This window comes from Nitrosomonas sp., from assembly GCF_019752095.1.
In the GTDB taxonomy this organism is placed as follows: domain Bacteria; phylum Pseudomonadota; class Gammaproteobacteria; order Burkholderiales; family Nitrosomonadaceae; genus Nitrosomonas.
The window spans coordinates 1-22288 of record NZ_JAIEMO010000021.1 but is presented as its reverse complement, the minus strand read 5'-3'; the positions used below and the strand labels follow the sequence as shown (position 1 = coordinate 22288).

25 protein-coding genes are annotated in these 22288 nt (G+C 41.0%); 15 read left to right on the top strand and 10 right to left on the bottom strand.

Going from position 1 to position 22288, the window contains the following annotated elements:
* Positions 1–12 precede the first annotated feature (12 nt).
* From trmD to rpsP, 3 genes are read right to left on the bottom strand one after another with little or no spacing between them, the layout of a single operon-like run.
* Entirely contained in the window at positions 13–783 is a 771-nt protein-coding gene (gene trmD, locus K2Q13_RS07005; RefSeq protein ID WP_292920332.1) for a tRNA (guanosine(37)-N1)-methyltransferase TrmD, read from the bottom strand.
* 10 nt (positions 784–793) lie between these two features.
* On the bottom strand, positions 794–1297 hold the full coding sequence (rimM, locus tag K2Q13_RS07000; RefSeq protein WP_292920330.1) for a ribosome maturation factor RimM: 504 nt from the start codon (positions 1295–1297) through the stop codon (positions 794–796).
* A 24-nt stretch (positions 1298–1321) separates the two neighbouring features.
* A complete protein-coding gene (rpsP, locus tag K2Q13_RS06995) occupies positions 1322–1591 on the bottom strand; it encodes a 30S ribosomal protein S16 (protein ID WP_292920328.1) in 270 nt (89 codons plus the stop codon).
* 213 nt (positions 1592–1804) lie between these two features.
* On the opposite strand from rpsP, the gene K2Q13_RS06990 reads away from it, so the two are divergent.
* The 13 genes from K2Q13_RS06990 to K2Q13_RS06930 all read left to right on the top strand — a co-directional run bounded on the left by K2Q13_RS06990 (position 1805) and on the right by K2Q13_RS06930 (position 14291).
* A complete protein-coding gene (locus K2Q13_RS06990) occupies positions 1805–3097 on the top strand; it encodes a (Fe-S)-binding protein (protein ID WP_292920326.1) in 1293 nt (430 codons plus the stop codon).
* A 101-nt stretch (positions 3098–3198) separates the two neighbouring features.
* Positions 3199–3825, top strand: coding sequence for a 2-polyprenyl-3-methyl-6-methoxy-1,4-benzoquinone monooxygenase (gene coq7 / locus K2Q13_RS06985; protein ID WP_292920324.1), 627 nt, complete (start codon positions 3199–3201; stop codon positions 3823–3825).
* Between the two features lie 79 nt (positions 3826–3904).
* A complete protein-coding gene (locus K2Q13_RS06980; RefSeq protein WP_292920322.1) occupies positions 3905–4468 on the top strand; it encodes a YqgE/AlgH family protein in 564 nt (187 codons plus the stop codon).
* Between the two features lie 12 nt (positions 4469–4480).
* On the top strand, positions 4481–4978 hold the full coding sequence (ruvX, locus tag K2Q13_RS06975) for a Holliday junction resolvase RuvX (protein ID WP_292920320.1): 498 nt from the start codon (positions 4481–4483) through the stop codon (positions 4976–4978).
* Positions 4947–5453 (top strand): bifunctional pyr operon transcriptional regulator/uracil phosphoribosyltransferase PyrR, encoded by a 507-nt coding sequence (gene pyrR, locus K2Q13_RS06970; RefSeq protein ID WP_292920318.1) that lies wholly within the window; start codon positions 4947–4949, stop codon positions 5451–5453. The genes ruvX and pyrR overlap by 32 nt, the downstream gene beginning before the upstream one ends.
* A complete protein-coding gene (locus tag K2Q13_RS06965; protein WP_292920316.1) occupies positions 5450–6409 on the top strand; it encodes an aspartate carbamoyltransferase catalytic subunit in 960 nt (319 codons plus the stop codon). Before pyrR ends, K2Q13_RS06965 begins: the two co-directional genes overlap by 4 nt.
* Before the next feature lie 11 nt (positions 6410–6420).
* Positions 6421–7695: a dihydroorotase gene (locus tag K2Q13_RS06960; RefSeq protein WP_292920315.1), complete on the top strand. Its 1275-nt coding sequence runs from the start codon at positions 6421–6423 to the stop codon at positions 7693–7695.
* Positions 7696–7762: 67 nt separating this feature from the next.
* Positions 7763–9856 carry a M3 family metallopeptidase gene (locus K2Q13_RS06955; RefSeq protein WP_292920314.1) on the top strand — a complete coding sequence of 698 codons (2094 nt, stop codon included), beginning with the start codon at positions 7763–7765 and terminating at the stop codon, positions 9854–9856.
* A 237-nt stretch (positions 9857–10093) separates the two neighbouring features.
* The gene (locus K2Q13_RS06950; protein ID WP_292920312.1) at positions 10094–10858 is read left to right on the top strand and encodes a VacJ family lipoprotein; all 765 of its coding nucleotides are present in this window, start codon (positions 10094–10096) and stop codon (positions 10856–10858) included.
* 355 nt (positions 10859–11213) lie between these two features.
* A complete protein-coding gene (locus K2Q13_RS06945; RefSeq protein WP_292920400.1) occupies positions 11214–12368 on the top strand; it encodes an FAD-dependent oxidoreductase in 1155 nt (384 codons plus the stop codon).
* Between the two features lie 67 nt (positions 12369–12435).
* The gene (locus K2Q13_RS06940; RefSeq protein ID WP_292920310.1) at positions 12436–13041 is read left to right on the top strand and encodes a septation protein A; all 606 of its coding nucleotides are present in this window, start codon (positions 12436–12438) and stop codon (positions 13039–13041) included.
* Positions 13041–13343 carry a YciI family protein gene (locus K2Q13_RS06935; protein WP_292920399.1) on the top strand — a complete coding sequence of 101 codons (303 nt, stop codon included), beginning with the start codon at positions 13041–13043 and terminating at the stop codon, positions 13341–13343. The genes K2Q13_RS06940 and K2Q13_RS06935 overlap by 1 nt, the downstream gene beginning before the upstream one ends.
* 153 nt (positions 13344–13496) lie before the next feature.
* Positions 13497–14291, top strand: a complete 795-nt coding sequence (locus K2Q13_RS06930) for a peptidylprolyl isomerase (protein ID WP_292920308.1) — start codon at positions 13497–13499, stop codon at positions 14289–14291.
* A 29-nt stretch (positions 14292–14320) separates the two neighbouring features.
* On the opposite strand, the gene alr is transcribed toward K2Q13_RS06930, so the two are convergent.
* Positions 14321–15403, bottom strand: a complete 1083-nt coding sequence (gene alr, locus K2Q13_RS06925) for an alanine racemase (protein WP_292920306.1) — start codon at positions 15401–15403, stop codon at positions 14321–14323.
* Positions 15404–15625: 222 nt separating this feature from the next.
* Here alr and lplT point away from each other — a divergent pair, with 222 nt between their 5' ends.
* Entirely contained in the window at positions 15626–16900 is a 1275-nt protein-coding gene (lplT, locus tag K2Q13_RS06920; protein ID WP_292920304.1) for a lysophospholipid transporter LplT, read from the top strand.
* Positions 16901–16913: 13 nt separating this feature from the next.
* Here the strand turns inward: lplT and K2Q13_RS06915 are convergent, their stop codons facing one another.
* The 6 genes from K2Q13_RS06915 to ispD all read right to left on the bottom strand — a co-directional run bounded on the left by K2Q13_RS06915 (position 16914) and on the right by ispD (position 20623).
* Positions 16914–17687 carry a uracil-DNA glycosylase gene (locus K2Q13_RS06915; protein ID WP_292920302.1) on the bottom strand — a complete coding sequence of 258 codons (774 nt, stop codon included), beginning with the start codon at positions 17685–17687 and terminating at the stop codon, positions 16914–16916.
* Entirely contained in the window at positions 17684–18139 is a 456-nt protein-coding gene (gene rimI, locus K2Q13_RS06910; RefSeq protein WP_292920300.1) for a ribosomal protein S18-alanine N-acetyltransferase, read from the bottom strand. The genes K2Q13_RS06915 and rimI overlap by 4 nt, the downstream gene beginning before the upstream one ends.
* Positions 18136–18810 carry a tRNA (adenosine(37)-N6)-threonylcarbamoyltransferase complex dimerization subunit type 1 TsaB gene (tsaB, locus tag K2Q13_RS06905; protein WP_292920298.1) on the bottom strand — a complete coding sequence of 225 codons (675 nt, stop codon included), beginning with the start codon at positions 18808–18810 and terminating at the stop codon, positions 18136–18138. The genes rimI and tsaB overlap by 4 nt, the downstream gene beginning before the upstream one ends.
* 76 nt (positions 18811–18886) lie before the next feature.
* Positions 18887–19432 carry an RNA 2',3'-cyclic phosphodiesterase gene (gene thpR / locus K2Q13_RS06900; RefSeq protein WP_292920296.1) on the bottom strand — a complete coding sequence of 182 codons (546 nt, stop codon included), beginning with the start codon at positions 19430–19432 and terminating at the stop codon, positions 18887–18889.
* Entirely contained in the window at positions 19419–19922 is a 504-nt protein-coding gene (ispF, locus tag K2Q13_RS06895; RefSeq protein WP_292920294.1) for a 2-C-methyl-D-erythritol 2,4-cyclodiphosphate synthase, read from the bottom strand. Before ispF ends, thpR begins: the two co-directional genes overlap by 14 nt.
* Complete coding sequence (ispD, locus tag K2Q13_RS06890) at positions 19919–20623, bottom strand: 2-C-methyl-D-erythritol 4-phosphate cytidylyltransferase (protein ID WP_292920292.1); 705 nt, start codon at positions 20621–20623, stop codon at positions 19919–19921. Before ispD ends, ispF begins: the two co-directional genes overlap by 4 nt.
* Positions 20624–20846: 223 nt before the next feature.
* Here ispD and prfB point away from each other — a divergent pair.
* Positions 20847–21954 (top strand): peptide chain release factor 2 gene (prfB, locus tag K2Q13_RS06885; RefSeq protein ID WP_292920290.1). Its coding sequence is split into 2 segments (ribosomal slippage): positions 20847–20927 and positions 20929–21954, totalling 1107 coding nucleotides; the frame shifts between segments, so codons are not numbered across the junction.
* Positions 21955–22288: the final 334 nt, after the last annotated feature.

Genomic DNA, 22288 nt, shown 5'->3' with positions numbered 1-22288 from the left:
TATTGACCGATTCTACCTGGATTTACAGGACTGTTTAAATTCTTCTAAAAGCTTTTCTTCTTCTACTGTCAACCCATGGGCAAATTTCAAATTAAATAAATCGGGTCTTTTTAACCATGTTCTACCAAGTGCTTGCTGAAAACGCCAGCGATGGATCTTTGCATGATTACCTGACATTAGTATTTTTGGTACATGATGGCCTTTGTAAATTTCTGGGCGAGTATAGTGCGGATAATCTAACAATCCTTCCACAAATGAGTCTTGGTTTGCAGATTCCGGATCACCCAATGTTCCTGGAATTTGTCTCGTAATACAATCTATTAATACCATTGCGGCCAATTCTCCACCGGAAACAACATAATCACCAATAGAAATTTCTACATCAACCTGACGGTTGATCAAACGTTCATCAATACCTTCATAGCGTCCGCAGAGTAATACTAAACCCGGCAGTTTGCTCAGTTGTGTGACCATTTGATGATCAAGCCGACTTCCTTGGGGTGTTAGGTAGGCAACTGTGGGTTTAGTAATACCTAATGCATTTTGTCTTTCCCGCGCTTGAGTAATGGCGTCGTCTAAAGGTTGAGCCATCATGACCATTCCAGGCCCACCACCGTAGGAACTATCATCTACTGTGCGATAATGATCGTGAGTAAAGTTTCTCGGATTCCACGTGCTAAGATTGAAAATTCCGTTTCTGCTTGCTTTACCTGTTACGCCATGTTGTGTGATGGCATCGAACATTTTTGGAAACAATGTGATAACATCGCATTCAAATGGCATGGCTCGTGCCTTAATAATCCCAATTCCAATCAACTATGATCTGAGCATTTTCCAAGTGGACTTTCACGACATACTGAGAAATACAAGGTATAAGAATTTCTTTTTTTTCGTTATCTGTTCTTGTTATGCGCAAAACATCGTTTGCGCCTGTTTCGAATAAACCGACAACTGTGCCTAGTTCCTCTCCTTTTAAATTAATGACCTTGGTATTAACTAAATCAGCCCAGTAATAACCGTCAGTTCCATTCTCAGGTAAATCCGGTAGCCAATCGCGAGGGATTGCGATTTGTGTTCCTTTGAGTTTGGTTGCTTGTGTGCGGTCAGTATATTCTTCTAATTTTGCTAGCAAAGTGGTGCCATGGATACGACCACTAACCACGCGCACTTTTTGCCATTCGGTATTTTCGTTGCTTAACCACCATTGCGAGTATTCCATCAATCCATCTAAATACTCTGTACAGGGACTGATTTTTATCCAGCCATAAATTCCATATGGACCGATAATATGACCCATTACTATCATTCGTGCAATTTTGATTTAGCCGCCGTTTGCTGAGGCTTCTTTTTTGGTTGTAAATTGTTTGATTAGCCGATTCACCGTTGATGATAATTGCGCCCCCTGGGATTGCCAGTATGCAACTCGTTCCAATTGAACTCGAAGAGCTTCTTCGCCACCCGTTGCTCTTGGATTGTAAAAACCGACACGTTCTATGAAACGGCCATCGCGCGCATATTGTGAATTTGCTACAACCATGTTAAAAAAAGGGCGTTTTTTTGCACCACCCCGCGCTAATCTTATAATGACCATAATTTTATGTCTGCCTATACTATAACTAAACTGGTTGGATTATTAATGTTAACTTTGAATCGCGACGCGCTTGCTTAAGAAACTAGATAACATTCAATTTTACATTAAATTTAATGAACGTGACAAGTGATTAAATAATCATACTTGTTGGTTCATTAATAATAATTGGGTGGGGGTGGTTGTGTTAGAACTAAAACTTGTGAGATTGATAAATTGAATTTACTTTCAGAGTCTTCAAAGGATTTGATTAATAATGAATCAAATCAATGTGTTTCGTGTGGCTTGTGTTTGCCGCATTGTCCTACTTATCGCTTGCTGAAATCCGAGGCTGACTCTCCGCGTGGACGTATTAATTTGATGAGTGGGTTTGTTAATGGACGAATTCCATTGAATGCACGACTCATTCAACATATGGATCGTTGCTTGACTTGTCGGGCTTGTGAGGTTGCTTGTCCTAATAATGTGGCTTATGGAAATTTGATTGATAGCATGCGTGCATTGATTGCTGATCAACCAAAATCTGTTGAATTGCCTCAAAAGCCTTTTGTGTTAACTTTGCTAAAAAGACAATTGCTTACTCAACCGGTGCGATTGGATCGTTTGCGTGGCTTGTTTCATTTTGTACAAAAGAAAGGTTGGTTGCGCTGGATAAAGAAATCAAGTTATTTGGGTAATAATAAACTTTTGCGGTTTGTTGCACAGCTTCCATTGATTAAATTTCCGCAGGCGGGATTGACTGGCGAAAAACATGGTAAGAATAATTCTTGGAAAGAAACTTATCCAGCAATAAGCAAAAAGCGTGGCGAGGTTGGGTTGTTTTTAGGTTGTGTGGCGCGTTTAACCGATGTGGCGACGTTAAATTCATGTATTTATGTGTTAAATCACTTGGGATATACGGTGCATGTTCCATCGGATCAAATGTGTTGTGGTGCTATATACCAACATGACGGAGCGATAAAGGATGCTGCTGCGTTGTCGCGGCAGAATAAATCTGCTTTTGCGAGATACGATATCGATGCGATTATCAGCACTGCAACAGGTTGCGGCGCGCAATTACTTCAATCCAGAGTGGCTAATGATCGTACTGGGGTTGCGGATATCAGCCAATTTTTGATCGCAAATGGAGGATGGGATGATGTGAGTCTAGCAGCGCTACCGGAAAAAATTTTAGTGCATGAACCCTGTAGCCAGCGTAATGTATTGCGGGAACAAGTGTATCCTTATCAATTGGTCGGGCTTATTCCAGGTGTGCAAGTAGTATCATTGCCAGGTAATGACCAATGCTGCGGCGCTGCAGGAACTTATTTCTTAGACCAGCCAGATATTGCTAATATGCTGCTGAATGACAAGATATTGGCGCTTAAAGTAAGTGGAGCCAGATTTCTAGTTACTTCAAATATTGGTTGTGCGATGCATTTTTCAAATAGAATGTGTGAGGAAGGGATGCGGATAGAAGTGCTGCATCCGGTGGCATTGCTGGCAAGGCAAATGGGGTTGGAATTATAATGAAAACAGATCGCTAATATGTAAATTAATTAAAATTACAATTTATCTGGGAATCTTGGTATGACTTTTATGATTTTCGCACTTACTTGAGATGTGAAATAATGATGAATATTGATAAGCTTATTATTGGTTTTGATAGTGCTTTACGCACTTTGCTAACTTCGGCGCAGACTGTGCGCCCTGTTCCGGGTGGAGAGTTGCCAGAAGCAGTTCTGACTGATGTAGAGAAGCGATTGTCTTGTGCGTTGATGCGAGTGAATCATGTAGGTGAAGTATGTGCGCAAGCTCTTTATCAGGGGCAAGGATTAACAGCGCGTAATGAGGCGGTGCAACAAACACTATTACAAGCTGCTCGTGAGGAAACAGAGCATTTGGCATGGACAGAACGTCGCATTGCTGAACTGGGCGGCCGTAAAAGCGTGCTTAATCCACTTTGGTATGGCGGATCTTTCGCGATAGGGATGTTCGCGGGAATGCTGGGGGATAAATGGAATCTTGGTTTCCTTGCTGAGACAGAGCAACAGGTGGGGGAGCATTTGTCTAGCCATTTGCAGCGATTACCTGATAATGATGCAAGAAGTCGCGCTATAGTGAAGCAAATGGAGATTGATGAAGCCAGTCATGCAACGATGGCGTTGTCGCATGGCGGTGTAGAGTTGCCTCTGCCGGTGAAGATCACTATGAAACTAGGATCAAAAGTAATGACTCAAACCGCATATTGGATTTAAGCAGTAAGATTTTTCAATTATTTTATATGATAAGTAGAAGATCAGAATCATAACATGTTGAGCAGATAGAGTTTTCGCTATGAAAAATGTTAATTTAACACATCATTTCTTAATTGCGATGCCTGCAATGGCGGATTCAATATTTTCTAAAACACTGACATATGTTTGTGAGCATAACGAGCAAGGGGCGTTGGGGATTGTCATTAATCGCCCTACAGATATGACATTGATCAATCTTTTTAAGCAGTTGAGCATTTCATCAGCGGATCCTCTTGCTGAGTCGACCTCGGTGTTATTTGGTGGGCCTGTACAATTGGATTGTGGATTTGTTTTGCACCGTCCAGCAGGGCGCTGGCAATCAACATTGAGCGTGAATCAAGAGATTGGTTTAACCACATCGATGGATATCTTAAAAGCCATCGCCAATGCTGAAGGGCCTGATCAAGCTCTAGTTGCGATGGGGTATGCTGGCTGGGCGGCGGGTCAGATTGAACATGAGTTGGCTCAGAATGCGTGGTTGACTGTGCCGGCTTCAACAGACGTAATATTTGAGCTCCCTTCTGAAGAAAGACTGCCTGCTGCAATGCAGTTATTGGGAATTAACAATTATGCAAATCTGTCCAATGAGGTCGGGCATGCTTAGGCATTACAGTCAATGATAGGGCATTTATCGAAAAACCAACAGATAAGTCAGCCAATAGGGCAATTTTCTGATGGATCTGTTTTGGCTTTTGATTTTGGAAAAAAGCGCATAGGAGTGGCCATTGGCAATACGGCGCTAGGTATAGCGCATCCCCTTATTACAATTGATAGCGAAGTGACAGATAAGCGTTTTGTAATGATCGCTCAATTAATCGAAACTTGGCAGCCAATATTGTTTGTGGTGGGTTTGCCATTACATAGTGATGGAACCGCGCATGAATTGACTCAATTAAGTCAACGTTTTGCACGGCGTCTGGCAGGACGTTTTAATATCCAAGTAGTCATGCAAGATGAGCGCTATACGAGTCAAACAGCCAGCGCTGCTTTACGTGAAGATGGTGTTGCTGGATGGGAGCTAAAATTAGTATTAGATCAAATAGCCGCACAACAAATACTTCAATCATTTTTTGACGAACAGCATGCAATTACCGGACGCAGAGAAAGTCTTTAATAACCTTGCAAGAAAAATACAAACCGATGGCAATAGGGATTATGCGCTGGTTGGTATTCGCACAGGCGGAGTGTGGTTGGCAGAACGTCTGCACCAAGATTTGGCAATCACAAAGCCGCTCGGTATATTGAATGTATCTTTCTATCGAGATGATTTCGATAAGATTGGCTTGCATGCACAAATTAAGCCGTCAGAAATTCCTTTTGAAGTGGAGGGGGCGCATATTCTGCTGGTCGATGATGTGCTGAACACTGGGCGTACCGTTCGTGCAGCGATCAACGAGTTGTTTGATTATGGTCGGCCAGCATCGATTATCCTGGCAACTTTGGTCGATCGTGGTGGCCGGGAATTGCCGGTCGCGGCCCAGTATATTGGTGTGGAACTTGATTTGCCCGCAGAAAAAATGTTGGAATTGAAGCAGGAAGAAAATGGCAAGTTAAGCCTGAATTTATATGATAAGAATTCTCCGGAATGATCAATAGAAATCCGCAATTGGATGAAAATGGTGCGCTGCAGCATTTATTGACGACGGAAGGTTTGCCAGTGTCTATACTGCTGCATATTCTGGATACAGCCGAGTCTTTTGTGGGAGTTACTGAACGTGATGTCAAGAAAATACCATTGCTACGTGGTAAGTCGATATTCAATCTCTTCTTTGAGTCAAGTACGCGCACTCGAACAACATTTGAAATTGCTGCCAAACGTTTGTCAGCTGATGTCATCAATTTAAATATTGCGGTTTCTGCACAATCTAAAGGTGAAACATTGTTGGATACCGTAGACAATCTTTCTGCTATGAATGCAGATATGTTTGTTGTGCGACATGCGCAAAGTGGCGCTGCTCACCTGATTGCAAAACATGTTCGCTCCGACATTCATGTGATCAATGCTGGGGACGGGAGCCATGCGCATCCGACGCAAGCTTTGCTAGATATGTTCACGATTCGGCGATACAAGCATGATTTTCGTAACTTACGTGTTGCCATTATCGGTGACATTTTGCATTCCCGAGTAGCGCGTTCCCAGATTCATGCATTAACGACATTGGGTGTTCCAGAAGTGCGTGTCATTGCGCCGAAAACTTTGCTACCCAAGATGGTGGAGCGCCTTGGCGTGCATGTTTATCACGATATGGCAAAAGGATTGAAAGATGTTGATGTATTGATGATGCTGCGTTTGCAGAATGAGCGGATGAAAGGTGCAAATTTGCCTAGCGCTGAGGAATACTTTAAATATTATGGGCTGACTGCGGAGAAGCTGTCACTTGCCCGGCGCGATGCGATAGTGATGCATCCTGGTCCGATGAATCGTGGTGTAGAGATTGACTCAGCAGTTGCAGATGGTAAACAATCGGTGATTTTGCCTCAAGTGACATTTGGTATCGCAGTGCGCATGGCTGTGATGTCAATTTTGACAGGTAATCAGGTTTAAGGATTGTTGGTATGAGAATTCATATAAAGAATGGACGTTTTATTGATCCACGAAACGATATTGATTCTATTCAAGATATTTTTATTGCTAAAGGCAAAGTTGTCGGGATAGGTGAGGTTCCTGTTGAATTCCAAGCTAGCCGTATAATTGATGCTCAATCGTTAATTGTATGCCCGGGTCTGGTCGATTTATCCGTGCGCTTGCGTGAGCCAGGGTTGGAATATAAGGCAACCCTTGAGTCCGAAATGAATGCGGCTGTTGCAGGTGGTGTAACGAGCATAGCTTGTCCGCCGGATACAGATCCGCCGCTGGATGAGCCAGGCTTGGTAGAAATGTTGAAGCATCGCGCCAAGAATCTGAATCAAGCCCATGTATACCCCATTGGTGCGCTTACTCAAGGATTGAAAGGTGAGCGATTGACCGAAATGGCGGAACTAAATGACGCTGGGTGTGTGGTTTTTGGTCAGCCGGATGGCTTGTTGCCAAACCTTCGGGTGTTAATGCAGGCTATGCGGTATGCATCTACATTTAATTTTAGCGTGTGGTTACGCCCTCAAGAAATCAGTTTGACTGGTGATGGCGTGGCGCATGATGGTGAAGTTGCAACCCGATTGGGGTTACTTACAATCCCTGTTTGTGCAGAAACAATTGCTATTTCCAACATTATATTATTGACCAAGGAAACAGGAGTTAAGGTGCATCTGTGCCGAATTTCCAGTGCTGAAGGGCTGACGATGATTCGTGCTGCCAAGCAGCAGGGTTTGCCGATAACATGTGATGTGACAATTAATCACTTGCATCTGTCAGATATGGATATTGGTTTCTTTGATTCCAACTGCCATTTAATGCCACCATTGCGTGGTTTTGAGGATCGGGATGCGTTGCGACAGGGCCTGTTGAATGGTACGATTGACGCCATTTGTTCCGATCACGCACCAGTAGATGAAGATGCCAAACTGTTGCCATTCGGTCAATCTGATATCGGGGCAACAGGCGTAGAACTATTGCTGCCCTTAACATTAAAATGGGGAACAGAAATGCACCTATCTTTGCCAAAAATGTTAGCAAAGATTACTTCGGAGCCAGCGAGAATTCTAGGCATTGATGCAGGGCATTTGTCCGTCGGAAGTGCGGCGGATATTTGTATTTTTGACCCAGATCACTATTGGAAAGTGACTTCCTCGGCCATTTTGAGTCAAGGCAAAAATACGCCTTTTATGGGTATGGAATTACCGGGTGGAATTAAATATACCCTGGTGAATGGTCACATTGTTTATGAACATTGAATACGACCACCTTATCTGATTTATTAACGATAATACGAAGAAATATTTTTCAATTATTTGGAGAGACATGTCGAACCCATTGCTAGATTTTTCTAGGCTTCCTCGTTTTGCAGAAATAAAGAATGAACATATTGCTCCAGCCATTGAAACACTATTGCAAGAGAATCGTGCAGTAATTGAAAAAGTGCGGGCGGATGTTCTAGCGCCTACTTGGCAGAATTTTGTGCAACCAATGGTGGATGCAAATGAGCGCTTGTCACGCGCCTGGGGTCAAGTGTCGCATTTAAATGCGGTGATGAATACTGCACAGTTACGGGAAATCTACAATGCCAATTTGCCTCTGATCACTCAGTTTTATGCTGAGTTATCTCAGGACGTATCGCTGTTTGAAAAATTTAAACAATTGCGCGCAAGTTCAGAGTTCAGCGATTTGACTCTGGCACGGAAGAAGATCATTGAGAATGAATTGAGAGATTTTCGTTTAGGTGGCGCGGAATTGCCGTCTGAGAAGAAACAGCGATTCTTGCAGATTCAGAAAGAATTATCAAAGCTATCATCAGCATTCAATGACAATTTGCTGGATGCAACGAATGCATTTGAATTATTGATTGAGGATGTTAAAACCGTGACGGGTATTCCAGCTGATGTACTTCAAGCGGCTAAGGAATTGGCCGCGGCAGACTCAAAAGCAGGTTGGAAGTTTACCTTACATATGCCTTCGTACCTTCCTGTGTTGCAATATGCAGACGATCGCAATTTGCGTGAGAAGATGTATCGTGGTCATGCCACGCGAGCCAGTGAGTTTGATAGCGAAGCTGGATCGGATAAAGATAATATGCTCCTTATTAACAAGATATTGAGGCTCCGCCGAGAAGAAGCACAAATGCTGGGCTATGAAAATTATGCTGAAGTTTCTTTGGCGACAAAAATGGCAACCTCTCCACAGCAGGTTCTCGATTTTCTTAGGGAGCTGGCGACTAATGCAAGGTTGTATGCCGAGAGAGATTTGCAAGCGCTTAAGCAATTTGCAGCCGAGAAATTAAATCTGCCAAAACTTGAGGCTTGGGATGTGGCTTATGTCAGTGAAAAATTGCGCGAGGAACGTTATGATTTTTCGGATCAGGAAGTTAAACAGTATTTTCCGGAGGATAAAGTACTTGCTGGTATGTTTATGCTGGTGGAAAAGTTGTATGGCATTCAGATTTTTCCTGTATTGGCTTCGCGCGAAGTTCAATGCTGGCATCCCGATGTTAAGTTTTTTGATATCCTGGATGTTTCTGGGCAACTGATCGGTCGATTCTATTTGGATCTGTATGCACGAACTACCAAGCAAGGCGGCGCTTGGATGGACGAAGCTGTTACGCGGCGGCGAATCGATGATCAGCAAACCGGAAAATACAAGATACAAATACCAGTTGCGTACCTTTCATGCAATTTCTCTGCGCCTGTAACAATTAACGAACAGTTACGTCCTGCATTATTTACACACAATGAAGTAATTGTCTTATTCCATGAATTTGGCCATGGGTTACATCATTTGTTGACAAAGGTTGAGGATTTAGGCGTGTCTGGCATTCATGGTGTCGAATGGGATGCGGTAGAATTGCCGAGCCAGTTTATGGAGAATTTTTGTTGGGAGTGGGATGTGGTGAGCGGAATGACGCACCACATTGATACTGGAGAATCCATACCTAGAGTTTTGTTTGATAAAATGTTGAAAGCAAAAAATTTCCAAAGTGGGTTGCAAATGTTGCGGCAGATTGAGTTTGCTTTATTTGATATGCATGTGCATTTTGATTATAAACCGGATGGTGACAAGACGGTACTACAATTAATCGATGAGATTCGAAGTGAGGTGGCAGTGATCATTCCGCCTGATTTTAACCGTTTCCCAAATAGCTTTGCGCATATTTTTGCGGGAGGGTATGCTGCTGGTTATTACAGTTATAAATGGGCAGAAGTTCTTTCGGCGGATGCTTATAGTGTTTTTGAAGAGGTTGCATCGACTGGGGTAGTTAATGCAGTGACGGGATCGCACTTTCTTGAAGAGATTCTTGCAGTGGGGGGCAGTCGCTCGGCATTGGAGTCATTTGTAGCTTTCCGGGGGCGAGAACCAGAATTGGATGCGTTGTTGCGCCACAATGGAATGAGGGTAGTTTAAATATAAAATTAATGTATAGTGCTTAGCAATTAATTTTTGTTAAATACCCTGATTAATCTGTCGTATACCAGAGGCTTGATATCTAATTTAATAAGGTTTTTTTTAATGCTTAGAGAAGTAGCGAAGTAGCATTTGTTCATAGCTGGTTTGTACAAACGTATCACTTTGGATCAGTTCGTATTGAACCGATTCTATAAATGTGGCAACATCCATAAAATTTTTTACTAAAATAAGAGCATGATTAATATGATCCATTCCAAAATTGTCGCTATTTTGTTGGCCGGTGTATTTTTAACTGGCTGTGCGTCTACGAAATTCAATAATGAGAACGGTCCTTACGATCCTCTAGAACCAATGAATCGTGCTGTTTTTAGTTTTAATGAGATGGTCGATGACAATGTTTTCGAACCTGTTGCTAGAGGTTACAAGAAGGTTATGCCTGATCCTCTCGAGCTGGTGGTAGGGAACTTTTTTTCAAACCTTAACGATGTAGTAGTGATAACAAACTCTATTCTTCAGTTAAATTATGAGAGTGCACTTGCCACTGGTGCTCGACTCCTTATCAACACCACTTTTGGTATTTTTGGCTTGATCGATATTGCAAGCGATATAAGTGCAGCTAGTGACGTTAATCTCAGCAAGCGAAATGAAGATTTTGGTCAAACTTTGGGGCATTATGGAATCGGCAGTGGGCCTTATGTGGTTCTACCATTGTTGGGGCCGAGCTCCGTGCGTGATACTTTTGGCATTGCCGTTGATAGTTTTTTTATGGATCCTGTTACACAGGGAGTGACAGGTGTTTTTCTACATAATGTGGACTATATTAATTCAACTGCTGTACGTATTCCAATAGCAGCAGCGAGGGCTGTAGATACACGTGCACAGCTGCTGGATGTTGAGAAAACACTGGAAGAAGCTGCGTTGGATAAATATGAATTCATGCGTGATGCATATTTACAAAGACGTACTAGCTTAGTAAATAATAGTAGTGAAGAAAAATAGTAATAAACGTTAAGCAGATGTATTTTCTAAATTTCGGGATTGAAAAAGTAGCATCAACACTTTAACTTGATACGAGTTTGAATAATAAATTAGTTTATTGATCGTTAGTTGACATACCAAAAAAGCGCATTGAGAAGGAAATATTTCCAGATCCAATGTGCTTTTTTTAATTCCAAAATAAAATATGGGAAGGAAACGCAACAATGCGATCGCGATCTTGTCTTGTTATGACGGACTCACTTAAATAACACACGGAATAGGAATAGATACTTGATGTGAAGCTGTTTCAAATAGTTGATTTGCCCAAAGTGTGGAGTGTTTCAAGTGTGCTTTGAAATGATGGAGAAATGAATTGATGGAAAATTCAGTGGTAATTGTGGGGAGTGGTTTGGCGGGTTATGCCGTGGCACGTGAAATACGCAAGCTGAATACAGAGCTACCCATAGTGATGTTATCAGCTGATCATGGCGGTTTTTATTCCAAACCTATGCTATCGAATGCACTATCATCAGGTAAGGATCCTGAGTCCATTTTGAATGGAGATGCTGTTAAAATGGCATCGCAATTGAAGATGTCTATTCGCCCTTTTTGCCGGATAACTTTGATAGATCAAGAAAGACACGAATTAACTTTGACTGATGGCGAACGGTTGGTGTACGGACAGTTGGTTCTAGCGCTGGGCGCTGATCAAGTGCGCTTGCCGTTGTCAGGGGATGGAATAGCGGAGATATTAACTGTTAATGATCTTGATGATTATAAAAAATTTAGGGATGTGCTAACTGGGCGAAGGAGAGTTTGTATTATAGGAGCTGGTTTAATTGGTTGTGAATTTGCGGATGATTTGGTAACGAATGGCTATCGAGTGGATGTGATTGATATGAGCGCGCAACCTCTTGGCCGTCTTTTACCGCGAGAGGGAGGAGCATTCATGCAGAAGAGATTGGAAGCTGCTGGCGTAGTTTTTCACTTAAATACAACGACCCGGTCGGTAGATCAAACACGGCAAGGGAAATTTAGTCTGACGTTAGATAACGGCGAATTAATCGAGTCTGATATTGTATTGTCAGCGGTTGGATTAAAACCGCGTACGCAACTTGTTGCCGCAGCGGGAATTCAAGTCAATCATGGTATCGTTGTGAACCGCCTGCTACGAACTCAGTGTGCCGATATTTATGCATTGGGTGATTGTGCTGAAGTAGAAGGAAAAGTACTGCCATTTGTAATGCCGATTACGCATGCAGCGCGAGCTTTAGCTGCAACACTTACCGGTAATCCTACTCAGGTTCATTATCCGGCAATGCCAGTAATTGTAAAAACTCCATCATGTCCAACAGTAGTGTCTCCGCCAGATTTTAGTGTTAAAGGTGAATGGAATGTTGAAACTGTGGAAGAAGGTGTTAAGGCACTTTATCAAGATGACGCAGGAAATATACTGGGGTATGCATTATTGGGTGCGGCAATCAAGGAAAAAAATAACCTAACCACTCAATTACCTGCGGTGCTGAAGTGATAATAAGCAACGTTTTTAATGTTCTTTAGACGATTGATAATAAAATAAATATAGAATACTTGCCACTATGAAGTTTTTCTTTGATCTTTTTCCAGTGATATTATTTTTTATAACTTTCAAGTTTTACGATATTTTTATTGCAACAGCTGTTGCGATAGTAGCTGCTATCGCACAAATTGGCTGGCTTTGGTTCCGACAGCATCAAATAGAAAAGCTGATGTGGGTAAACATGGTGATTATCGTAATTTTTGGTGGAGCTACATTATTAGTCCAGGATGAAACATTTATTAAATGGAAGCCGACAGTTATGTATTGGCTGATTGCATCTGTTTTGCTAGTATCGAGTTTGCTTCTTAGAAAGAATTTGATCGAATTAATGCTTGAGAAGCAAATGATCTTACCTGTAGCCGTATGGAATATGCTTAATCTGAGTTGGATAGTTTTTTTTCTATTCATGGGAGGGATTAATCTGTATGTTGCCTTTAGCTTCTCAGCAGATACGTGGGTTACATTTAAATTATTTGGTGCTACGGGAATAATGCTTGTATTTATATTTTTGCAAGTCTTAATATTAGGAACATACTTGAAGCAAGTATCTGAGAGAATCTTGACTACAAATGAACAAAATAATTTGATTGAAAAAATAGACAATAAGACTGGAAAGAAACAATGATGCTATACGCGATAAATGCAGAAGATGTACCAAATAGCTTAGAAAAAAGGATATCAGCTCGATCAGAACATTTGAGAAGAATTAGAGCATTGCAAGAAGCCGGTCGACTAATTTTAGCGGGACCCTATCCTGCAATTGATAATCAAGATCCAGGTCCGCTTGGTTTTTCGGGCAGTTTGATAGTGGCAGAATTTGAATCTCTGGAGACAGCTCAGGATTGGGCTAACGAAGATCCCTATGTTAGTGCGGGTGTTTACCAAAGAGTAACAGTTAAACCTTTTAAAAAGGTTTTGCCTGAGTAAGAACTTAGGGTGTATTTTTCTCTATAATATCAAGTGACTTCACTAGAAATAGTGGCATATAGAGTTCACGTCTTACAAGTAAAGGCGTATACTTTAAGCTGATGCTATATTCTGGTGAATATAAATTTTATCCCAATCAAAAAAGGAAATTCCATGCGTTTGAAGAAATTTTCACAAGTAATGATAGTTAGTATTTGGAGCTTGATTGCATTATCTGTGCAGGCTCAGTCATCAGGAGTTGTGGCTAAAGTAAATGGTGTTGCAATTCCACAGTCTCGCTTGGAATTGATGGTGAAAGCCAATGTGGCACAGGGACAGCCAGATGGACCAGAGATGAGAAAAGCTTTACGTGAGAATCTGATTGCAGAAGAGATTCTTGCCCAAGAGGCAGTTAAAAAGCGTCTTGATCAGGACTCAGAAGTTATCGCGCAACTTGAAATAGCACGCCAAGCAGTTCTGGTTAGAGCATTTCAGGCCGATTATATAAAAAATAATCAGGTTAGTGATGATACTTTACGTAAGGAATACGATGTTCTAAAAGTGCAGATGGGTGATAAAGAGTACAAAGCTCGCCATATTCTTGTGGAAAACGAAAATGAAGCACGGGATATTGTTGCTAGTCTCAAAAAAGGCGGTAATTTTGCCAAAATTGCTGAAGAAAAATCTATCGATGATGGGAGTAAGGAAAATGGCGGAGAATTAAATTGGAGTCCGCCTGCTGCTTATGTTCGGCCATTTTCTGAGGCGCTCGTGAAACTATCTAAAGGTGGTTTGACGGAGCAGCCGGTACAGACTTCATTCGGTTGGCATGTAATTCAGTTGATGGATATACGGCCGATGGAAGTTCCTCCATTTGAAGAAGTAAAACAAAATATACAGCAGCGCGTATTGCAACGTGAATTTGCTACAGTAGTGCAAGATTTACGCGGTAAAGCAAAAGTAGAATAATTTCTTTCCGATGTCGGGTGGGTTGGGAATTAAAATGACTTAAGAAATTTCCTATCTACCCGCGCAGCGAGTCCGCAAAGTAGCTCATAACTGGAAGTCTCAGCGTAGGTAGCTATTTCTTCGACAGGCATACCCTTACCCCAAAGAACAACTGGGTCTCCTAGTTTAGCGTTTTCAATTCCAGTAAGATCTATAGCCAGCATATCCATGGATACTCGACCTAGTAATCGACCACGTTGATTATTAATCAATACGGGTGTGCCAGTGGGGACGTGACGTGGGTAGCCATCGGCATAACCACACGCAACAATGCCAATACGCATTCGATAATCAGCTTTGAAAAGCCCATGATATCCGACTTTATCACCAGCTTCCAAATCATGTATTGCAATAATTTTGCTTGATAGTGTCATGACTGGCAGAAGATTAAGATCTGTTGCAGTTTTATCTGATAAAGGTGAAGCGCCATATAACATGATTCCAGGGCGCACCCAATCACTATGGGTTTCAGGATAATTGACGATAGCTGCTGAGTTTGCAAGGGAGCATGGATAATTATATTTCTCGGTGATAACTTCAAAACATTGAAGCTGACGAAAAACACTTGCTTTTTCATGGGGATCATCAGCACTGGCAAAGTGCGTCATGAGTGTAATATTTTTTACCTGTTGATTATTTGTTAATTTTTGAATAACTTGTGGCAATTGTTTTGGGGATAATCCCAAGCGATTCATGCCAGTATTAACTTTTATGAATATGTCTATTTTACGACTTTGGGAATCAGTAAGCATGGATACTTGCTCAGGATGATGAATGACGGTGCTCAATTGGTATTGTTCAATTAAAGCTATTTCCATTGTAGAAAAGAAGCCTTCTAAAAGTAAAATGGGTTGTTGATAGCCTGCAGTACGTAGAGTTATCGCGGCATCTAATTCCAGTAGTGCAAATCCATCGACATTTTTAAGTGCATTTGCAGTATGAAGTAATCCATGGCCATACGCATCCGCTTTGAGAACTGCAAAAATGCGTGTATGGGGTACGTATTGACGGACTATGCTCAGATTATGTACTAATGCAGAATGGTCAATGATTGCTTGAATAGGGCGTGACATTAAATTTTATGATAAAAATAAATAGTATCGGCGAGATACTTATTCAGTGCGCAAAATATATTTTCAAGTGTTGATGCTTCGGTAATTTGCATAATATGCTAATCTCATGAACTTAATTGAAATTGTCGATAAAGAACGAGTTAAGGGTTTTTTTAAGTAGTCTTAGAAAATTATTTAACCAATAACACTATTGGTAAAGAACCAAGATAACAGGGAATAAGTTTGAAACGCGGGTTTTATACAATTATGGCAGCGCAATTCTTTTCTTCACTTGCAGATAATGCGCTGCTCGTTGTAGCGATTGCTTTGCTAATTGATTTACATGCCCCCGCCTATTTAACACCCATGTTGAAGTTTGTTTTTGTGCTGTTCTACGTCATTCTTGCTCCATTTGTTGGTGCATTTGCTGATTCTATGCCAAAAGGGCGGGTCATGTTTATTAGCAACACCATCAAAATTACCGGTTGTGGATTGTTATTTGTTGCTATGCATCAATATTTTGCGTTAGCCGCTTACGCGGTTGTAGGATTAGGTGCCGCCGCTTATTCACCTGCTAAATATGGCATATTGACAGAATTATTGCCACCTGAAAAATTGGTAATTGCAAACGGATGGATTGAAGGGCTAACGGTAGCATCTATTGTATTAGGAACTGTTTTAGGTGGCGTGCTAATCACTCCTTCGGTTGCAAATGCTTTGTTGGAATTTAATTTTCCCTTTATAGAGACGGGAATAGACAATGCGCTGGAAAGTGGGATTTTTCTAATAGCTATCATTTATACCATCGCGGCACTATTTAATTTGTATATTCCTAATACAGGTGTCGATCATCGTATTCCTAAGAAAAATATTTTTTTTCTGGTTCATGAATTTAGTCACTGCGTTAAATTGTTGTGGTCAGATAAACTCGGGCAAATATCTCTGGCGGTGACCACTTTGTTCTGGGGGGCAGGTGCCACACTTCAGTTTATTGTATTGAAATGGGCCGAAGTGGCAATGGATTACCCGCTCAACCAAGCGGCACAACTGCAAGGTGTAGTGGCTTTAGGTATCGCTGCAGGTGCTATCATGGCAGCCCGTTGGATTTCTTTACGGCAATCGGTAACAGTTATTCCATTGGGTATTGCAATGGGCATTGTTGTCATGGCTATGATTTTAGTAAAGGATTTGTGGATAGCTATTATTTTGTTGATACTAATTGGCGGACTAGCGGGGTTTTTTGTGGTGCCGATGAATGCTTTATTACAGCATCGTGGGCATATTTTGATGGGTGCCGGACACTCCATTGCAGTGCAGAATTTTAATGAGAACTTGAGTATTTTAGTAATGTTATCATTTTATGCTTTATTAATTTTATTTGAAGTGCATATTTATATCGTTATTGCTGTTTTTGGATTATTTGTTTCTGTCATGATGACGTTGGTTAGAAAATGGCACCTGCTAAATCAAAGTAAGGAAGATTCACTGCATCTGATTGGTACAAGAAAAGTACGCTAGTTTATTGCATCAATTAGTCGGTTGGTTGGGAAGTGTCATCAAGTGAGGGGGGATTTTGAATCAATGATTTCATGACTGATTGAGCGAAGCATAAATCTTTCCAGGCTTTAGCCTTTTCCGGAAGAGCGCGCAATAAATAGGCAGGATGATAGGTAACAATCAATGGTATACCTGAATAATCGTGTAGTTTCCCACGTAAACCGGAAATGCTGTTGTCACACTTAAGAAGATTTTGTGCGGCAACTTTACCTAATGCAATAATAATTTTTGGCTTGATCAATGCGATTTGCCTAGTCAGGAAAGGTTCGCACTGCTTAGCTTCATGTGTACTAGGGTTTCTATTATTTGGGGGACGGCATTTGACGATATTAGTAATATAAACCAGATGCCCTCGGTTTAACTGAATTGCTGATAACATTTGGTCAAGCAATTTTCCAGCTTGCCCTACAAAAGGTTCACCTGTTTCATCTTCTCTTGCGCCAGGCCCTTCGCCAACAAATAACCAGCTTGCATTCTTATCACCGGTACCAAATACAGTATACGTGCGAGTCTTACTCAAAGGGCAGGCAGTGCAATGTGACACTGCCAGTTGCAATTGATCCAAATTCATTTGATTAATTTTGTTGGATTGCTCTGGCTCTTTTTTGAGCGTGAACGAAGATGTAATATCTTCATTTTTAGTAGGTTCCGGATGAAATGACTGGTTAAGATGTGAAGTGTCTGATCTAAAGTACCATGCTGGTAATAGATTTAATTCTTTAAGTATTTGTCTGCGTCGGCTATTCATAATTCCAGTTTCATAACCAGTGCATCTTCGCGGCCACACATGGCAGGGTAGTAACCTTTTCGTGTGGCAATTTGATGAAAACCCATTCGTTTGTAGAGTTGTGCTGCGCCATGATTGGATTCGCGCACATCGAGAAATATAGATTTTACTGCTTGCTCTTTGGCGTACTCAATAAAATGTTGAAGTAATGTTTTACCTAAGCCTTTCTTTTGCCAATCTGCAGCAATACCCAGTGTAAGTACATGGGCTTCTTCGGGGCTCCTCATCATGATTCCATATCCCATAAGCGTGTCATCTTGCTCCAGCACCTGGCATAGATAGCCTGCTTTAATGGAATCGGAAAAATTACCTGGTGACCATGGAAAAAGAAAAATTTCTCGCTCAATAAGAATAATGCGATCTATGTCCGAAAGATCCATTGTTCTGATGTTAGCAGCTCGCAGTAGTGTCATAATTGTCGTTCATTTTCTTTCAGTGCTACCTTGTTTCGTAAGTATATTGGTGTTGCATTAGCTGGATCGGTGCCAGGGTGGAGTAGTGCGAGCTGGGCGATTTCTTTAGCGTGCGGATGAAGATCACAGTGAATTTGTTGAAGATTCTTACGATAACGTGACGATAATTCTTCGTGATAAACATCAAATCCACTACCGCAGCCATGCCAATTAGTATTAGTGTCAGATAGAGTCGGCGCTTGCTGTGGTAGGCAAAGAATGGGTGAGCTAACAATTTCCCAGCCATGGTTTGCTACTTTCTGATAGGCGGCATGATAAATCTCGCCCATGCGAGCATCAAGTGCCACAATAACTTTCTGTTTGGCTATTTTCTGCGCTACAGCTTCTAAGGTGCTGATTTTTATAACCGAGATTCCGGTGGTATAGGCTAGGCCTTGTGCAACTCCGCATGCGATGCGTAAACCAGTAAAAGAGCCTGGGCCCGCGCCAAAAGCAATGCCATCAATTTGCTGTAATGTCAATTTTGCTTCTTTCAGTATTTCTTGAATCATAAATAAAAGCATTTCTGAGTGGCGTTGTCCTGCGTGAACTTCTTTTTCGATTACTGTCTCCTCTAGCTGAAGCGCAACGGAACAAAATTCGGTAGAGGTTTCAAAAGCGAGAATTTTCATGGTGGTTGCAGAGCTGAGATATCGGGAGATATTGTTATAAAGTGTCGTGGAATATTTAGTTATTTAAGAAATCTGCTTATTTTAAGCGCCAATAGCTGAGTGGGATATATTCGACCCCGCTGTGTGTCGGTTTCGATTGTACGAGTAACCATTGATTAACACACCATCGAATCGGGTTAATCAGGTCAGTGCTAACATGATGAATGGCTTTACGGAATATAGTGATGTGTGGTTTGTAGGTGCGATTGTCAAATGCGAAGCCGCCTTTTGATAGTGCAATCTTTAATGAATCAGCAAGTGAAAAGAGCTCTACAGGAAATTTTTTTGCTTGGATGTAAACAATATGATTGTGTCGCCAATAGCCGATTGTATCCAATTTAAACTCAAATTTCTTTGCGGGTATATTTTCTGCGATTTGCTGTAGTGTCTGGATCCGATGAGTCTCGACGTTTCCTAAAAATAGCAATGTCAAATGAATATGTTGCATTTTAACTTTACGGCCACCGCAAATAGGCTCAAGCGTTTCACTATGGTACATCAATTGCTTCTGTATCTGTTTGTTAGGCAAGATCGCAAAAAATACCCGAATTGATTTTCTTTCTATTTCGTTATTCTTGGTCAAGATTTCTTTCCATAAGATCAATTAAGCATATGACTTCAGCAGCAATGCCTTCCCCTCGGCCAATTGCACCCAAATGTTCGGCAGTTTTAGCTTTAATATTAATATTGCTGGTTTGAGTTTGTAGATCCTGTGCAATGTTGCTAATCATGGCAGAGATATGTGGTGCCATTTTAGGCGTTTGAGCAATAATGGTTGCGTCAATATTAATAATTTTATACTGAGAATTTTCCAATAAGCGATGTACATTGCGTAATAGCACTCGGCTATCGATATGCTTGTACTGAGGGTCAGAATCAGAAAAATGCTTTCCAATATCTCCCAGTGCTGCTGCACCAAGAAGAGCATCGCAAATAGCATGGAGTAATACATCTGCATCAGAATGACCCAGCAATCCCTTTTCGTGAGGGATTGCTACTCCACCAATAATCAAACGACGTCCTTCAACCAGTTGGTGTATATCAAAACCCTGACCTATTCTCATCGTACTCATGGATTGTTCCTTTGTTGAATAATTAATTCTGCTAATGCCAAGTCTTTAGGATAGGTAACCTTAAAGTTGTAAGCGTCACTTTGTATAAGTTTAGGATGGAATCCTAGCGCTTCAATTGCGCTTGCATCATCGGTAATGTGAAGCTTCTCAGCATTCTGTAGTGCTTTAATAAGCAATTCACAGCGAAACATCTGCGGTGTTTGTGCTTGCCATAAGTTTTCTCTGGGTTCAGTATGTGTCACGCGACTCTCGATATTACTGTGCTTCAAGGTATCAGAGACGGGTACCGCTAATAGTCCGCCAACTTCATCAAGAGTTAATTCATTAATTAATTTCTCTAGTTGAGCTGCGGTTAAGCAAGGTCTGGCGGCGTCATGTACCAAGATCCAGTCATTTGTATCAATCAAGCCTTTTTGCTTTGCAGTAGTGAGGCCATTCAGTACACTTTCAGCTCGTGTTGCGCCACCACAGTTAAGTACGATTAATTTGCTGGAAAACTCAGACCAATCATGTCTGATCCAGTCGCAATCGTTGGGAGCAAGAACGACGAATATACTTGTAATAAGCTGGTTATGATATAGCGTATTGATTGAATGATAAATCATGGGCTTATTGTTTAAGGATAAATATTGCTTGGGAAGTTCTCTGCTCATGCGAGATCCTGAGCCTGCAGCTGGAATTAAAGTAAAAAACTTTGCCATTATGATTCTTGTTAGAAGGTCGATTAGTGCGTTAAGCTTGATAGAATTATTGCAGTGATTATGAGCAATTATAATTTTTTACGTGTCTTTTGTCTGAGATTGTTGATACTTATATTATTTATTCAGTATAAGTTTCTTATTATGACGTGATTGAGTTCGGAAAAGACAAGTGAGTTTTTAGTTCAGTAGTGGTTATAATAACTAAATTTTGAGGTGGAATTTTATGGAAGCAGAACAAATTAATGCAATTTTAAATCACCTTCAGGATCTTGATATTCGAGCCAGTGAATTGCGGAGGTTTCTTTGACTTTGATTCCAAACAAGTCCGATTGAATGAATTAACACGCTTGCTTGAGGATTCAACTGTGTGGGAAGACAGCAAACGTACTCAAGAAATAGGCCGTGAAAAGAAATTGCTGGAAGGTACTATTATTACGTTGGTGTCTATGGAGAAACAACTTTCTGATGCTAAAGATTTGTTTCAGATAGCTAAAGATGAGATGGATGAGGCAGCAATTGTGAGTATTGCAGGTGATGCTGAAGATATTGAAAAAGTTATAGCAAATTTAGAATTTCGTCGCATGTTTTCTGGCCAAATGGATCCGAACAATTGTTTTGTGGATATACAGTCAGGCTCTGGAGGAACAGAAGCACAGGATTGGGCCGCTATGCTCGAGCGTATGTATCTGCGTTATTGTGAAAGGCAAGGTCTTAATGTGGAAATATTGGAAGAGTCACCGGGTGATATTGCAGGTATTAAAAGTGCTACTTTAAAAGTTTCTGGTGAATATGCATATGGTTCTTTACGAACAGAAACCGGTGTGCATCGATTGGTTAGAAAGTCGCCATTTGATTCTGGTAACCGACGCCATACTTCATTTGCCAGTATTTTCGTTTATCCAGAAGTCGATGATAGTATAGATATTGAAATCAATCCGGCTGATTTAAGAATCGATACGTTTCGAGCATCTGGAGCTGGAGGGCAGCACATTAATAAAACAGATTCTGCTATTCGTATTACACATAATCCTACTGGGATAGTTGTGCAATGCCAAAGTGGTCGGTCACAACACCGAAACAAAGCGGATGCGCTCGCAATGTTGAAGTCGAGGTTATTTGAAACAGAGTTACGTAAGCGCAATGAAGAGAAGCAAGCTATAGAAGAGAATAAAACGGATATTGGCTGGGGACATCAGATTCGATCGTATGTATTGGATCAGTCTCGGATAAAGGATTTGCGTACAAATGTTGAAGTTGGAAACACACAAAATGTATTAGATGGTGATTTGAGCAATTTCATTGAGGCGAGTCTCAAACAAGGTGTCAAATAATTTGAATCAGTATTAGTAACTGAGTGATTGTATTCTGTGGGAATTTTAAGATGATTGGTTTATCTGGATTCTCATTTCAAAAATAAGGTTAAAAATATCTTGACCAGTGCTATAGAGTCTGTATAATTCCGCTTCTCTGCTGCTTAGCAAGTATTAATAAGTGGCAACGCTCTTTAAAAAAATACAATCGATAGGTGTGGATACTTAATAAAGTAAAGAGGATAAAACCTCAAAATAAAATAGTATTCGCAAGAAATAAAGGTAATGATAAATTTTACATTATATCAATTATCAAAACGTCAAGCGAGAGAGTTAACAGAATTGAACTTAAGAG